General features: G+C 62.2%; 14 protein-coding genes and 2 pseudogenes. 9 read left to right on the top strand and 7 right to left on the bottom strand.

The features are described from left to right. Nucleotides 1-2 precede the first annotated feature (2 nt). The 4 genes and pseudogenes from NM1_RS41170 (at nucleotide 3) to NM1_RS41165 (ending at nucleotide 3,764) form a co-directional block, all read left to right on the top strand. A complete protein-coding gene (locus NM1_RS41170; RefSeq protein ID WP_084519666.1) occupies nucleotides 3-833 on the top strand; it encodes an SDR family NAD(P)-dependent oxidoreductase in 831 nt (276 codons plus the stop codon). Nucleotides 834-841: 8 nt separating this feature from the next. Continuing rightward, nucleotides 842-2,068, top strand: coding sequence for an FAD-dependent oxidoreductase (locus NM1_RS15510; RefSeq protein WP_068020056.1), 1,227 nt, complete (start codon nucleotides 842-844; stop codon nucleotides 2,066-2,068). A gap of 584 nt (nucleotides 2,069-2,652) precedes the next feature. After that, a pseudogene (locus NM1_RS44000) lies at nucleotides 2,653-2,908 on the top strand (integrase core domain-containing protein); the annotation flags it as partial. Nucleotides 2,909-3,347: 439 nt separating this feature from the next. Beyond that, nucleotides 3,348-3,764, top strand: a complete 417-nt coding sequence (locus NM1_RS41165) for a hypothetical protein (RefSeq protein WP_147289102.1) — start codon at nucleotides 3,348-3,350, stop codon at nucleotides 3,762-3,764. Here NM1_RS41165 and NM1_RS44650 read toward each other — a convergent pair. The 5 genes from NM1_RS44650 to NM1_RS15490 form a co-directional block, all read right to left on the bottom strand. Continuing rightward, nucleotides 3,752-4,639, bottom strand: coding sequence for an SDR family oxidoreductase (locus NM1_RS44650; RefSeq protein ID WP_373864046.1), 888 nt, complete (start codon nucleotides 4,637-4,639; stop codon nucleotides 3,752-3,754). The genes NM1_RS41165 and NM1_RS44650 overlap by 13 nt on opposite strands. Before the next feature lie 10 nt (nucleotides 4,640-4,649). Next, entirely contained in the window at nucleotides 4,650-4,799 is a 150-nt protein-coding gene (locus NM1_RS44645) for an NAD-dependent epimerase/dehydratase family protein (protein WP_114699767.1), read from the bottom strand. 541 nt (nucleotides 4,800-5,340) lie between these two features. Then, nucleotides 5,341-5,775 carry a DUF4440 domain-containing protein gene (locus NM1_RS41155; protein WP_084519664.1) on the bottom strand — a complete coding sequence of 145 codons (435 nt, stop codon included), beginning with the start codon at nucleotides 5,773-5,775 and terminating at the stop codon, nucleotides 5,341-5,343. A 51-nt stretch (nucleotides 5,776-5,826) separates the two neighbouring features. After that, complete coding sequence (locus NM1_RS15495; RefSeq protein ID WP_068020051.1) at nucleotides 5,827-6,936, bottom strand: NADH:flavin oxidoreductase; 1,110 nt, start codon at nucleotides 6,934-6,936, stop codon at nucleotides 5,827-5,829. Between the two features lie 248 nt (nucleotides 6,937-7,184). Further along, complete coding sequence (locus NM1_RS15490) at nucleotides 7,185-7,784, bottom strand: NADPH-dependent FMN reductase (protein WP_084519663.1); 600 nt, start codon at nucleotides 7,782-7,784, stop codon at nucleotides 7,185-7,187. Between the two features lie 117 nt (nucleotides 7,785-7,901). Here NM1_RS15490 and NM1_RS15485 point away from each other — a divergent pair, with 117 nt between their 5' ends. The 3 genes from NM1_RS15485 to NM1_RS44640 all read left to right on the top strand — a co-directional run bounded on the left by NM1_RS15485 (nucleotide 7,902) and on the right by NM1_RS44640 (nucleotide 11,380). Beyond that, nucleotides 7,902-8,639, top strand: coding sequence for a TetR/AcrR family transcriptional regulator (locus NM1_RS15485; protein WP_068020049.1), 738 nt, complete (start codon nucleotides 7,902-7,904; stop codon nucleotides 8,637-8,639). A gap of 1,152 nt (nucleotides 8,640-9,791) precedes the next feature. Beyond that, nucleotides 9,792-11,009: an FAD-binding domain gene (locus NM1_RS41150; RefSeq protein WP_084519662.1), complete on the top strand. Its 1,218-nt coding sequence runs from the start codon at nucleotides 9,792-9,794 to the stop codon at nucleotides 11,007-11,009. A gap of 53 nt (nucleotides 11,010-11,062) precedes the next feature. Continuing rightward, nucleotides 11,063-11,380, top strand: a complete 318-nt coding sequence (locus NM1_RS44640; RefSeq protein ID WP_373864045.1) for a TetR/AcrR family transcriptional regulator — start codon at nucleotides 11,063-11,065, stop codon at nucleotides 11,378-11,380. 132 nt (nucleotides 11,381-11,512) lie between these two features. Here the strand turns inward: NM1_RS44640 and NM1_RS43990 are convergent. Together NM1_RS43990 and NM1_RS15465 are read right to left on the bottom strand one after the other, a co-directional pair. Further along, nucleotides 11,513-12,559, bottom strand: a pseudogene (locus NM1_RS43990) (transposase); the annotation flags it as partial. Between the two features lie 366 nt (nucleotides 12,560-12,925). Continuing rightward, a complete protein-coding gene (locus NM1_RS15465; RefSeq protein ID WP_068020041.1) occupies nucleotides 12,926-13,564 on the bottom strand; it encodes a TetR/AcrR family transcriptional regulator in 639 nt (212 codons plus the stop codon). A gap of 63 nt (nucleotides 13,565-13,627) precedes the next feature. On the opposite strand from NM1_RS15465, the gene NM1_RS15460 reads away from it, so the two are divergent. Both NM1_RS15460 and NM1_RS15455 read left to right on the top strand, forming a co-directional pair. Continuing rightward, nucleotides 13,628-14,092 (top strand): hypothetical protein, encoded by a 465-nt coding sequence (locus tag NM1_RS15460; RefSeq protein ID WP_068020039.1) that lies wholly within the window; start codon nucleotides 13,628-13,630, stop codon nucleotides 14,090-14,092. Next, nucleotides 14,089-15,042 carry an NAD-dependent epimerase/dehydratase family protein gene (locus NM1_RS15455; protein ID WP_068020036.1) on the top strand — a complete coding sequence of 318 codons (954 nt, stop codon included), beginning with the start codon at nucleotides 14,089-14,091 and terminating at the stop codon, nucleotides 15,040-15,042. Before NM1_RS15460 ends, NM1_RS15455 begins: the two co-directional genes overlap by 4 nt. Nucleotides 15,043-15,056 lie beyond the last annotated feature (14 nt).

Here is a 15,056-nt window from a genome sequence, read left to right as displayed (position 1 = left end):
ACATGGGAACCTTGGATGGGAAAGCTGCGATCGTATCCGGCTCAGGTCGTGGTATTGGGCAGGCAATCGCGTTGAAGCTCGCGGCCGAAGGCGCGAGTGTCGTGGTCAACGATCTCGACGCCGAACCAGCGCAGGAAACCGTCGCTGCGATCGAGTCCGTCGGTGGGACCGCTGTATCGTGTGTCGGCAGCGTCACCGATGCGGAATTCGGAGAGCGATTCGTGCAGACTGCGGTGGACAACTTCGGTGGGCTCGACATTATTGTCAATAATGCTGGATACACGTGGGACAGTGTGATTCAGAAAACTACAGATGATCAGTGGGACGCGATTCTGGACGTCCATCTTAAGGCACCGTTCAGGATTCTGAGAGCGGCGCAGCCGGTGATCTCGGAAGCGGTGAAAAGAGCTAGAACAACGGGCGTCGCAGTCTATACCCGCAAGGTTGTCAATATTTCCTCATTGGCAGGGACTGGAGGTAATCCGGGTCAAGCGAATTACTCGGCAGCCAAGGCCGGTGTAATCGGTCTTACCAAGACTCTGGCCAAAGAATGGGGTAGGTACAACGTCACCGTCAACACAGTGGCGTTCGGGTTGATCAGGACGCGTCTCACCGCGTCCTCTGCCGATACGGGTCGCACCATTGAAATCGCAGGCAAAACGGTAAAGGTCGGGGTGAATCCGGACGTATTGACCGCAGCGGAGCAGGCGATTCCTCTCGGTCGTGGCGGGACTCCTTCCGATGCAGCAGGAGCCGTCTACCTCTTCTGCATCCCCGAATCCGACTATGTTACCGCTCAGACACTGGTCTGCAGCGGTGGCTTGACTATGTAGGAGAAATAATGATCGAGCGTACGGGCTGCGTAGTTGTCGGCGGAGGGCCGGCAGGTATGGTGCTTGGATTGCTACTGGCCCGTGCCGGGGTAGCGGTGACCGTGCTGGAGAAGCACGGAGACTTTCTGCGAGACTTCCGCGGTGATACGGTGCATCCATCCACCTTGCAATTGCTGGACGAGCTCGGTCTCGGACAACAGTTTGCCGAATTGTCCCAGAGCCGACTGGGGGAGATTGCATTTCCGACTGCGGATGGTGAGTACTTGACGTTCGTTGATTTCAAGCGACTGCCGGTTCCTCATCCATACATTGCGATGGTACCGCAATGGGATTTGCTGAGCTTGTTGGCCGGTGCCGCTGCCGAGGAGGAGTGCTTCACGCTTCGGATGGATACGGAGGTCACCGACCTGGTTCGGGAGGACGGAGTGGTCGTGGGAGTCCGCTGCCGGAATCGGAAGACGGGTTTGGAGAGCGAGTTGCGAGCCGAGCTGACTGTAGGCGCCGACGGCCGTACCTCGCGGGTTCGTGAGGCCATGAAGATGAGGACCAAAGAGTCGAAAGTACCTTTCGATGCATGGTGGTTGAGGTTGCCGCGTCGCCCTGGCGATGACGTTGCGTCGCTCCGGCCGAACAGCAATTTCGGCCATGTCGCGGTGGCGATACCGCGCCCGGACTACTTCCAAATCGCATATTTTGCGCCGAAGGGCAGCGACGCCGAGATCCGCAAGGCGGGCCTTGCCGCCTTCCGTGATCGGATCGTCGACTGCCTGCCGCAACTTGCAGACCGTGTCGACCACCTCGAGTCGATGGATGATGTCAAACATCTGGATGTGCGACTCAATCGATTGCAAAAATGGCATTCGCCGGGTGTGCTGTGCATCGGTGACGCCGCGCACGCGATGTCGCCCGTAGCTGGCGTCGGTATCAATCTGGCGATCCAGGACGCGGTCGCTACAGCTCGATTGCTGGCCACTCCGTTGCGGAGTGGCGGTCTGCGCACTCGAGATTTGGCACGAGTGCGGCGCCGCCGCCGGTTGGCGACTGTGCTATCGCAGGGCTTGCAGATGGCACTCCACCGTAACGTGGTCGAACCAGTGCTGACCCGCCAGCGTATCGGTCCGCCTAAACTTGCGATCTGGCTGATGCGGTGTGTACCGCAAGCGTCGTTTGTTCCGGCGTACTTGATCGGTGTGGGTGTCCGTGCCGAACATGCGCCGGAGTTTGCCAGACGATAGTCGTCAGTGGTGCCAGCTCCTACGGCGCTCGGACGGCCTCCCCCGCATGACGCCAATGCACCGGCCACGTATCCGACGGAGCCCACATTACCGGCCGCCGGGAGGGGCGTTGGGGGTGTGAGCCTGGATGTACGCAGGATGACATTTCGACGCGAACGGGCTGGTGGAGCGGTGGTTTTCCGCAGCGCTTTCTCTTTGTTCGTCAGGGGAGTAGGCGGACCGGTCGAAGGAGGGAAGGACGCCGCGGTGGATTTGAATGTGGAGATCGGCGAATTGTATTGCCCGCCCCCGCCGACACCCCATCCATGCCTGGGCGAGTCGAGAAACGCACGTACGAATGGATGCGCGGGTCGGCTACATCGCTGGACTCGAGGACGAGGCAGGCGCCAGGGGTGCGGGTTTGGCCCGGCTGCGGCCGATGGTTTCTCCCTTGGGGAGTGTCGAGGGAAGTCTGCTGGTGTCGGCATGGATGGTGTTTCTGTTTCCGTTCCTGTTCGACGACCGGATCGAGAGCCCATCCGAACGCGGAACACCGGCAGCGTGCCGCTACGCATTGACTCCGGCACTGGTGCGGCGGAGGTTTCGGAACCCGCGCCCGCATGTATGTCGTCCGTCCGTGGAACAACGGAGTCGTGGAATCGTTCAACCGGCGGCTGCGCACCGAATGCCTGAACCGCAACCACCTGGGCCCGCCTGCTCGCCGCCCGGGTGGTGATTGGCGACTTCAAGGACGAACACAACTGGCGGCACCGGCATTCGACACTGGGCTACCGGGCACCGGCCGAGTACGCTGCGGCCTGCACCCACGCCTACTACCCCCTGGCCTGCGGTATCAACTGAATCTGGATGATATATGCCGGACTCAATTGCCGGGTGGTCCCGTCATTGGGACCGGTCAAGGACGTCATCCGGCCGCCGAAACCGCCCCCGCGCCAAGGTCACCCACTTGTCCCGCGAACCCTCAACCAGGACAAGCGGTCTGGAATGAGACCTTGACAAGCTTAGTTCGTCTGCCGCAACGACCACCACCGCCGCAGTCGACTCCACCCCACCTCGGCATGACACCGCAGATTCTTAAGATACCCTGAAATGATCAGCTTTGATTGGAAGATGGCGCGATTCAACCTTAAGCTAACTTGCGTCCAGTCGATGCGTTAGCTGCACGGGCTGGCTAGGCTAAGCGACAACCGACTAAAGGGCAATTATATGTCCATATGTGCAAGCGGTATGCCCCCTTTCGATGTCAAATTCTTAGCAGAAGCTATAGGATGCTGAACAGATGCATATTTTCAAACGTGTTGCTGCTAGTCTGAGCCTTGCCGCAGTGACTATTCTAACCGACTCGCTGCTTACGGCAGGTCTCGCGAATGCGGCATCATCACCGATCGAAGCCTGCGGTGGCGGTTATCACGAGATCGACCACCGCGATATCCCTGGCGCACGCATCCACCTGCTCTACAATGGCAAAACGAATTGCGTTGTCACATGGAAGACGAAGGACATCGGGCATGCAACGTATACCCAGGCCATCGTGAGCTTTACCGGCGGCAGGGGAACTGTCAATGATACAAACCATTACAAGTACTACGCTGGCCCTGTCAAAATCGACGCCCCCGGAGAGTGTATTGAATGGGGTGGGGCTACTGGTTTCAGGGAATCCGAGGGATGGCGATCTCGGCCTTCTCACTGTGGGTGAGTGTCATCCGATCGCGAGTAGGTACGTGTCGGCCCCAAGGTCGTGACGTTCAGCGTTTGGTGACAAGTATCCGGGCAGGCTCTCCGGCCACAGGGCGCTCGCCCGCCGCCTACAGAATCGGATCCAGCTCGCTCCAGTCGCCCCGGACCTGCTGGCGTGGATGCCGCTGCTCGCCTTGGGGCAGTCCTAAAACGACAGTTGTATTTCGTCGTCTCATAATTGTTTCCGCTGGTGGCGGAGTAGCCGAGCGAGTTCGGTGGCGCACCGACCGCGTGGAAGACAAGGCCCTCGGCCTCGTCAAATCGTCGATCACGGCGGTGACGGCATCTGCGACGTAAACCGGCGGCGCCAGTGTGAGCGTGGCGGAGCATCTGCCCGGAATTGTGCGCGGCATGTTCTCGGCGATCAACTTGGTCATCGTACAGATGTTGTTGTAGTCGCGGATCGCCCAGTTTCGGAATGGCCGGTGACGATCGCGGATCGCACGGTGGCCCCCACCGCAGCCCCTTTACGGCCCGGACCAGTGCTTCGGCCCGGAACTCGGTGCGCTCATAGCCGTTGGTGAACTGATGCTTGTGGTCGTAGTCGTTCTCGGTGACAGTGCCTTCCCGGGTACCAGCCACGTAGACGGTGCTGACATAGGTCAAGGGGACTTGCCAGCGCGATAGCGTGTGCGGTACCGCCGACATTGAGTCCATCTTGGCGAGACTGCGCGCATTGAATACGGTGGCGCCTGCTCTGTGCAGGATTGCGTTGACGATCGCGCCGATTTCATCCGGAAGATGTTGTTGCAGACCGAAACTCGGCTTTCTGATGTCGCCGCGCACAGATTCGACCGGCGTCGACGACTGGCGTAACTCAGCGCTCCGGTCAATCGTCCGGCGTCTACGTTGCCGCCGTCGCCGAGCGCGATGTGTGGTTGCGGTGAGTGACCGCGAGGACGGGGCGGCGACCCCGAATGACCAAGCGAACGACGACATCGCTCCCGATCAGGCCGGTGGCGCCGGTGACGAGGACCGCGGTGCAGTATCCCATCGGCTCTCCTGTCCTGGGGCTACAGAGGAAGAGGTGACGAGGCGGGCGGCGACAAGCCGCCGCACGTCCCGCACGGTATTTCAGCGGGCGTCGGTGGTACAGGCCATAGGGCGGCTCACTTTCCGGGTGTCGTGTAGTGCACGTGTGGATGCGCGCCACCGGATATCCGCTCAGATATGCCGGTCGTATCCCCCGGAATGACACCAGCTGCTCCTACAGCGTGAAGGGCAGCACCGCATGGCGGTGCCACCCGTCGCTTCAATACCCTGGTCCGTGAGATCCGCAGCGTCTCCACATCGACTTTCGGCCTGCTTCGACTCCGGCGAGCAATGGCGCAGAACGCTCTCGCTCGGCGACGACTGGTTACGACTGGACGGCTATCCGAACGCCGACCTGCCCATCGATGAGGTACGCGATCTCCTACCCCGTCCTCAAACGCCCGAAGTGTAAGAGAAAGTTTGAGCCAATTGACCCACGGCGCCGGGCACGCGAGTAGCAGCCCCGCATACCGAGAACCCACGACGTGTCCGACACGAGTAGATCATGAACTGGATTCGGTTCGTTGGGGTGGATCCGTGATTGGCGTGTTCTGGGCCCCAGCGAGCCACCACCTGCCGTCCTTCTCGACCAGTGCGTACATGGCAATCTCGGAGAATCCGCCCGCCTCGGCGGCGAGCCTGCGGATCTGGGTCAGCACGACCCCTGGCGTGGGCGAAGTCGCGCCGACGACTTCGAAGTGTGACGGTGGCGCGACCTGTGCGTTCATCAAGCGGCGGTGGATGGCGTTCAATTCGGAGTAGCCGGTTACCGACGCACCATATGGACTGCCCCACATCACGTCTGCCGCGAAAGCAACGTCGTAGCCGTCCGCGTCGCCTGCTGCGGCTGACTGTTGTAACCCTTCGGCGAATCGTGAGGCTACCTCTTGAGCTGTGGTAGCGCGCGATGGATCACCGAGAGTGGGTCGTGTTTGCATTCTTACTTGCTCCAATTCTTCGATTGTCGTTACCAGATCGTGGATCCGCTATCAGTGGAGACTGCCGAGGACGCCCCCGTGGAAGGGTGTGAGTTCGTCGATGCGACCGGCGAGAACCTTCGCTAGCCACTCCGGATCTCCCAGCAGGGCTCTGCCGACCGCGACCAGGTCGAACTCGTCGCGTTCCATGCGGTCGAGCAGCTCGCCGATGTCCGCGACTTCGCCTAGTGACATCTGGGGGAACTCGTTGCTGAGGCCCACCGAGCCGACGCTGATGGCGGGTTTTCCGGAAAGCTTCTTGGCCCAGCCCGCCAGGTTCAGGCCGGAGCCCTCGAACTCGGGGCGTTGGAACCGCCGGGTGGAACAGTGGAAGGCGTCGGCGCCCGCGTCGGCAAGCAGGCCGAGCATGATCTCCAGTTCCTGCGGCGTGTCGGCTATCTGCGCCTGGTAGTGGTTTACCTTCCACTGAGACAAACGGAAGGAGATCGGAAAATCGCCGGAGACGCTGTCCCGGCAGGCGGCCACGATCTGGGCGGCGAAACGGGTACGGCCCACGATGTCGCCTCCGTAGGCGTCGGTGCGCCTATTGGTGTGGGCCCACAGGAACTGGTCGATCAGATAACCATGTCCACCGTGAATCTCGACCCCGTCGAAACCCGACGCCTCGGCAGTCGCCGCTGCAGAGGCGTACGCGGTGACCACACTGTCGATCTCCGCCCGGGTCATCTCCCTGCCCGAGTTTGTGCCGTCCAGGGCGATGCCGGAGGGGCCGATCCGCGGGGCGTCGGGAACTGGCGGATTGCCAACGATGCGATCCGTTCCGACGTGCCACAACTGCGGCATGATTCGGCCTCCCGCCTGATGCACCGCTTCGGCCACGGCCGACCAACCCGCCAAAGCCTCGTCGCCGTAGAAGTGCGGGACCCGAGCGCTGTTACCCGCTGAGTCGTGGCCGATATAGGTGCCTTCGGTGATGATCAGACCGATACCGGCGGCCGCTCGGCGGGCGTAATACTGCGCCACGTCGTGGCCTGGCACCCCTCCGGGCGAAAACTCACGCGTCATCGGAGCCATCACGACGCGGTTGGGCAGCGTCAACCTGCCCAGAGAGAAAGGACGGACCAGGATGTCCCTGGCACGTTCGAGGGGATTGGTGGGCATCGGTGTTCGCTTTCGGTAGAGGCCGACCGTACTGCGACGAGGGATTCGGGCCATGCGGTCGGCGGCTTGGTGTGGGAACCAGGAGTTGCCTGGAGTTCCGCCTCGGTCGCTGATAGGAGTCCGGGGCAGTCGCGCTCGAGGTCGCCCTCGGTCAGGGGAAGCTTGCTTGCGAGGATCTGTTGTCCGTCCGGCGCCGCGAAGGAGGAGCGCGGGAGTGTCAGCCAGCATCGTTTATCGCTAGCGCGATGTCAGACGGCGTACGGGCTGACGCGTCTGGCCTCGCGCAGTGCCTGCCCCCACCAGGTGAGCTGGTCGAGCATTGCTTTGGCCGCGATGTCACACCCGGGATCGGACGGCTTGCCGTCGACACCGAAGACCTCACCGTAGTTGTGGAAGCTGACGGTGTTGCGGATCGTGACAGCGTGGAGTTCGGCGAGCACGACACGAAGATGCTCAACGGCGCGCAGTCCGCCGGCTAGGCCGCCATAGGAGACGAATCCGACCGGCTTGGCGTGCCACTGCTCGTTGTGCCAGTCGAGAGCGTTCTTCAGCGACGCAGGGAAGCTGTGGTTGTACTCGGGCGTGACGATCACGAAGGCATCAGCCTGGCCCAGCCGCGGCGATACGGCGCCCAGCTGTGCCTTGACCTCGTCGGAAGGAGCCTGCCCGAACGGCGGAAAAACGGTTGGCAGTGGAGTCTCGACGAGGTCGATCAGGTCGGCCTTCATGTCCTCACGCTGAGCGATATGTCCGCCGATCCAGTCGGCGACGACCGGACCGAACCGTCCGTCCCGGGTGCTTCCCGTGATCACTGCGGTGCGCAGGATATCGGCGGTCGAGTCAGCCACGAAAACCCCTCGACCATGTGTACGCTGTATCCATAATGTACATCGTATACACCCATGTGTACGATGTCTACTTACTGTACGCTGTACACAACAGCATTCGGCGGAAGGATCCAAGCGATGGCCCCCCGGGAGAGACAGTCGGCGAGCGAGAGCAGGGACCCCGTCTCGGTGTGGGAGCGCCTCGGACGGCCGACGCCGGCTCCCCGCACGACCCTCACTCCCCGACGGATCGCCGAGGTCGCTGTCGCTATCGCGGACGCCGAGGGGCTCGACGCGGTCACCATGCGCCGCCTGGCCGCCGAACTCGGTGTCGCCCCCATGGCCGCGTACCGCTACGTCACTGGCAAGGACGAGCTGCTCGAGTTGATGGTCGACTTCGTCTACGGGGAGCTGGATCTGCCCGACAGCAGGGACGGCTGGTGCGCGACCATACGGTCCGTCGCCCTGCGCATCAGGGAGGTTCTGCTGGTGCACTCATGGGTCACGCGGGTGGGGTGTGGCGCGCCGACCCCGAACCAGCTGGCCGTGACGGAGGCGGCTCTCGTAGCGCTCGACGGCCTCGGGCTCGACGTGGACACCGCCATGGCGGTCTACGGCACCGTGACCGCCTATGTACACGGCGCGGTTGACTCGGAGGTCAGGCTGAGTCAGATGCTCCACGCGCGCGGCTGGTCCACCCGAGAGGAGGCCCGCACGGGACTGGCCACACAGATGACGTGGCTCATGAACACAGGACGCTACCCGATGTACGCACGCTATATCCAAAACGCCGCCCGCAAGGACGACGTGCAGTGGCAGTTCGAGACCGGTCTGGACTCTGTCCTCGATGGCATCACGGCGCGTCTGGCGACCTGAGGGTGTCTCGGGGACCGGTCGGCGCAGAATAGACCATGACTACCAGGTCACCGTGGACGATGATCTCGCCTGTTGACGGCCCGGGCTGGACGGCCGTGGGGGGACCACGTCTACGACACCGACAACCACCCGTTATTCCCCGTCACCGGCCCTTCCACCTCCGGCCGAATTCCGCACCGGCAGAGCTGAGATGCTCAGGTCGTCACCACGGAACAGCGGCCGCCGAACGGCTGCCGACATGGCCGCACTGGATGACCCGACCGACACTAGGCTCTGGTGCAGATAAGCACGCACACCAGCCGACCGGGGTCCGGCCGATGGCCCGGGCTCGGCATCGACCGCCGCGCGGTCGTCGCCCGGACCGACGGTGACCACCGCGTGCAGATATATCCACAGATCGGTGGCGCTGGCTGGTGTGCGGGCCGGGGACAAACTCGATCGCGACTTCACCGCAGCGGCACCGAATCTGGCGTGTGTAGCCGACTTCACGTATGTGTCGACCTGGAGCGGCTGGGCGTATGTGGCGTTCGTGTTCGACATGGGCACCCGATCGAGCCCCGACTGGTCTTCCATACCGACGCCGGCAATACACCTCGGTGAAATTCACTGACCCCTTGCTCTGCAAGGACTCTCAGCGTCGAAAGGAGGGGAGGAGGTCGCTGGTGCTGGCGAAAGCGTGGATCGCAGAGCACGGAAGGATCGGGCTGGCCCCGACTGCAGCTGCGGGAGCGATCCTGGGTGAGGACGTCCAGGTTCCCACGCGCGAGAGGGCGATTCGTTCACCGTCGCATCGGCCGACAACTAGGACTCGTAGTTCAAACCCATCAGATGCGCGGCACTGCAACTCACTGGCGAACGACGCACTCCTTACGCCGTCATCACCGCGACGTCTACAGCCCAAGCCGCCAGGCCAGTGTGCCACGACCCGCGAGTCTGGCCCGTGGAGCATCCCGAACCTTGACATCCGATTGGCATTAGGGTCTCATTTAGTAGTTGACTCCGAAATCGGAGTTACATCTAGAACGGCTTCCATGCTGGGCCAACCGACGTCTAGTAGGTGCGGCACGGCCGGTCCACAGAGTCGTTGCCTCGGCTACGTGCTCAGTTGGATCGAGGTACCCCTACATCCAGCGGTTTCGAAGGAGTTGACCAGTGAAAATTCTCATCAGCGGTTGCGGCGTTGCCGGTCCTGCCCTTGCATACTGGCTGCGGCGCTATGGCCACGAAGTCGTTCTGGTGGAGCGAGCACCCGCGGTACGTACAGGCGGATACATGATCGATTGCTGGGGCGTCGGCTACGACGTGATAGAGAAAATGGGCTTGCTGCCGAATCTTGAAGATGTGGCCTACGACATTGCAAGGACGGTCCTCGTCGATGGCCGCGGGCGTAGAGTGGGCGGATTCTCCAGTGGTTCCCTGCATCACATGACCAAAGGACGTGTCCTTACCTTGCGGCGCGGCGATCTTGCCGCTTCGTTGTACAGCGCCCTCAACGGTGAGATCGAGACAATTTTCGACGACGCCATTGTCGCTCTGGACGAATCTGCGGATCATATCCGTGCGAGCTTCGAACATGCTTCACCGCGAAACTTCGACCTCGTGGTCGGGGCCGACGGGTTGCATTCACGTGTTCGGCAGCTAATTTTCGGAGAAGAAGAGCGATTTGCCCATCATCTTGGCTACCGTGTCGCCGTCGCTGAAGTCGAAGGCTATCGCCCGCGCGAGGAGGGATCGTATGTGACTTATACCATGCCGGGTCGGCAAGTGTCTAGAATATCGGTTCGTGGGGGGAGGACGATCCTGCTGTTCATCACGAGAGACGACCGTCCGGGCGATGACCTTCCCGCAAACGATGAAGAACGACGGGCCACACTATCCGATAAATTCCGAGGGGGACGCTGGGAAGTGCCTTCCATTCTGGCCGCACTCGAGACAGCTACGGATATTTATTTTGACCGCGCGGATCAGATTCAGATGGGGCAATGGAGCAAAGGGCGAACTGTCCTGGTCGGAGACGCCGCAGCCTGCGCATCCCTCATGTCGGGCGAAGGTTCCGGTCTGGCAATTACTGAGGCATACATACTGGCCAGAGAGCTTGCGGATTGTGTCACAGGCAGCGATCTAGCAGGGGCGATGCAGCGCTATGAAGCTCAGCTTCGTCCGTTCATTGCCGAAAAGCAGAAAAGTGCCGGTAGTTTGGCAAGTGCTTTCGTACCCAAGACTCGGCTAGGGATCTTTGCGCGCGACCTCGCAACGCGGGCGATGGCGGTCCGTTTCCTCTCCGACTTCCTTCTGGGCAGAGAACTCAGGAAGACGATTCCGCTGCCGGAGCCAGCCCTTGTCGATCGCGGCCACGACGAGACTTACTAGCCTCGGTCCCCGAATCCAGAAGTCCTCGAATTCGGATAGACCGCTTGACCCTTATGTGCAAAGCTGGAATTTTCGGCTTCAGATACCGAGGTTACGAAATGCCGATACCGGATCCCGGCGATCACCAGGCCCCGAACGTTGCAGTACCTGGACAACCCCGAAAGAAGCCCGACGGCCTGCGTGAACGGAAGAAGGCCCGGGCCAAGGCGGCTATTCAACAGAACGCCCCGCGGCTATTCCGGGAACAAGGCTACACCTCAACGACAATCGAACAGATCGCGACGTCTGCGGAGGTTGCACCGAGTACAGTTTCCGCTACTTCGCAGGGAAAGAAGAGTTCGTCGCGTTCGAACCCAATATTGTGCCGCTAACCTGCCGCTTTCATGGAGTGACGGATCGGCGGTGTACCGCTAATTGAGAATGATGCTCTGAACTGCGATAATGCAGCTTGTCGAAGGTCGTGTCGGTTGCAGTTTCAGGAGCACCATTCGGGTGGATCAGTGTAGTTCGCGATTTCTGACGCGGCCCTCGCAGCGGGTGCGGTGGCGGTGTTGCATTTCGAGATCTGGCAACTGACCGCTGCGGGTGTTGGTGGCGAACGCGGTCAGCGTGTGTCCGTCTCGGTGGGTGAACCGCAGTTGCGCGCCGGGGGCGGGCGTTCTCTGCGGACGATGACGCGCATGCCGAGCGGCTATCCGCTCAGGTCGAGCAGTCCGTCAGTTCGGCCACCCGGGCGCCAGTGCGGACTTTCCCGTCGGCGTTGTAGGCTTCGGCCCACGCGGTGTCGGGGATGAGATCGACTGCTGCGGCGATGGTTTCGGTTAGCGTGAACCTGACCGAGTACTGCAGGTGCCGGGCGGTGAGATAGTCGAGGAATTCGTGGGGTGCTGCCACCGGAGTCGGTACGCACCAGCACCTTCCGCCCGGCTCGATAGCCCGGCTGCTATGGCAACTGCCGCAACGCCTCGGCTAGGACCTGCTTGTGATCGGCGGCTGTATTCGAGCCGGCGTTCACCGCTCACAGCATCATGACCAGGGTTCGCCAGTGCCGCCAGCGCCGTGGGTCGACCCAGGAACCGAGTGGGTGATGCCCGATGGTCATCTTGAATGTTGATGTCGGACAACTCTTTGTCCGAATGCGCGATCGTCAGGGTCGCGTCCAGGTCGATAATCAGCGGATGCTCGGTATCGATGCCGTGATTGGGTGAACAGTGACCGGTACGGTCCCACGCCACTGCCCGGGCGGCCGCGCGGGCAGATCGTATGGCGGACAGAGCTTTCGGCGTATCGGCAGCCGGCGCGGCGATGATGCGCGACACCGTCGGATCGGATGCCACCGCACCGAACACGCTCGGCTCGGTGTGCAGCATATCGACATCGGCCAGGCAATCCCCGCCCGGCGCGACCGGCGATCGCCTGATCCAGCACAACATTGCCCAGATCATGCACCGCCAGCTGTTTGCGCCACGGCGCCAACTCCTCAGGCAACCCGCTGGGCAGCCCCACCGTTTCGGCGGCACGCAGCAGCAAGACCGCCGCGCCTGCGACATGACACCCGAACCGTCCGCGGCCAGCCGCGAACTACACTGACCCACCCGAAGGTGCTCCTGAAATTGCGACCGATTCGATCTTCGAAAAAGCCGTATTATCGCAGTTCAGAGCGCCATTCTTCATTAACGGCCCACCACCGACCCTCACTTCCGTGAAAGCGGCAGGTTAAGGGACACGACCTTTGGCGGAGCTGACGATCAAGCCCGAGGGATTGCGGGCGACGCTGACCGTCGCACCACCTGACCGCCGTCGCGCCGAGCGGCAGTCGCCGATGGGATGACAGACGGACGCGCCGCTCGGCCGAGAACTGGCCGGTCGCCTCGTTGACTGGTCGCGGGGTATCGGTCGACCAGGGACGACTGAGGTCAGTGGTTGGCGAGGGGTAACAAACCGGACAACAATAGGGCGTTGACGGTGGCGACGACGTGCGTGCGTGGTGTGTCGCGATTGTCGAACCACCACCTCGCGGCTCCGTTCATGGTCGCCTTGACCGATTGGGCGACAAGGGCATTGGTGGTTGCGCGCGGTATTCCCTCGATCAGTTCGCTATCGGGTCGGAACGACTGAACCAGGGCGGAGATGGCCGCTGTCGCGCTGCTCTGAATCTCGTCGTATTTGGCCGCGATCGCCGCGTCGGGAGGTGCTTCCCGGGAGAGGACGCGCCACATGAACTGGTCCTCCTCGACGGCGAGGAAGAACGCATCGACGCTGCGCGCCACCAGCTCCTCCGCGCCGCCGGATTCGACCGGGCGCACGGTTCGCTCGATGAAGGCACTGCCGCGGGTATCGAGCAGCTCGAGATACAACTCGCGCTTCGACCGGAAATGGTCGTACACCACCGAGGGCACCACTCCGGCCCGCGCGGCGATCTGCTGTATCGAGGCTGCGGTGAAGCCGTGGTCGGCGAATGTCCGGGCGGCCGCGTCGATAACCATGGTGCGTCGCTGCGCCGCGGTCAGCCGCCGTCGCCGTGTCGGGTTCCGGTTCGAGTCTTGCCGAATCATGATTCGGTTATGCTAGCATCGGCCTTACCGAATCACCGTTCGGTAAGGATCGAGGAGGGCGCCATGGATCGGCGCGGACGGAAGACCCGCGATCGCGGGCTGATGCGAGCGGGCCTGCTGGCACTGGCCGGCATGTACACCATCACCGCAGTGTGGATGCTGTTCTTTCCGCACTCGTTCTACCGAGATTTCCCCGGCCTGGGTCGTCACTGGGTATCGCCGCTCGGGCCCTACAACGAGCATCTTGTGACCGATCTCGGCGGGGCGCTCCTGGGCGTGTCGGCGGCGTTGTGGCTCGCGGCCGTGCTTCTGGAGCGCAATCTCACCCTGGTCGTACTGGTGCTGACTCTCGTGCAGTCCACGTCGCACTTCGTCTACCACCTGCGGCACCTGCACGCCTTGCCGGCGGTCGACAGCCTTCTCGGCCAGGCCACCCTCGCCGTCCCGATGGTTCTGGTGCTGTTCGTGTTCTGTCTCGTGCGTCGCGCCGACGGTTCGGGGAGTGATCGAAGAGGAGTTCCGAAATGAAGATATTTCTGGCCGGTGCGACCGGCGCTGTCGGCAGGCCGCTCGTACGTCGTCTCATCAACAGTGGGCATACCATTGTCGGAACGACCCGATCGGCATGGAGGGCCAAGGAGCTGGCGGGGGAGGGAGTCGATCCCGTCGTGCTCGACGCGTTCGATCTCGATGCGCTGTGCGATGCGATAGTGTCTGCCCGGCCGGACGTCGTGGTCAACCAGCTGACAGCATTCTCGGCACCGTTGAACGTGCGTCGTTTCGACAAATGGTCCCGCGAGACGAATCGCTTGCGCGAAGAGGTCGCTCCGAGGATTGTGGAGGCCGCGCGCATGGCGGAGTCGCACACCGTAGCCGTTCAGAGCATAGCTTTTGCGACAGCGCCCGGTGAGATGCCGGTATGTGACGAATCCGCTCCGCTGTACTTCGACGCCCCCAGGCAGCTACGGCCGGCAATCCTTGCATGTTCGGCTCTCGAGGAGTCGGCACTGTCGGTCGACGGGCTGAACGGAATCGTGCTGCGGTACGGATGGTTCTACGGACCCGGTACGGGGTACGCCCGAGACGGGTATGTCGCCGATATGCTTCGGAAGAGGCAATATCCCATTATCGGATCGGGCAACGGCCAGTTTTCATTCATTCATGTCGATGACGCCGCCGATGCAACAATTGCCGCAATCACTCGAGGCGTCCGCGGTATATATAACATCTGTGACGACGAGCCGGCGCGTGTCGACGATTGGTTGCCCGAGATGGCCCACCTGCTCGGTGCGGGAAGGCCGTACCGGATTCCGGTCGCGTTGGCGCGGGTAGCCGCGGGGCCGGTCGCCGTGCACTATGCGACGTCGCTACGAGGTGCATCCAATGCCAGAGCGCGTCGCGAACTCGATTGGACTCCGAGATATGCCAATTGGCGCGAGGGCTTCGCCGCGACCATGAGTGATCGGGTCGTGCGATGACGAGACCGAGTGGA

Origin of the sequence: Nocardia mexicana NBRC 108244, assembly GCF_001613165.1 — a bacterium.
GTDB classification, from domain to species: Bacteria; Actinomycetota; Actinomycetes; order Mycobacteriales; family Mycobacteriaceae; genus Nocardia; species Nocardia mexicana.
The sequence above is the reverse complement of the archived record's forward strand: the minus strand, read 5'-3'. Positions and strand labels throughout refer to the sequence as shown.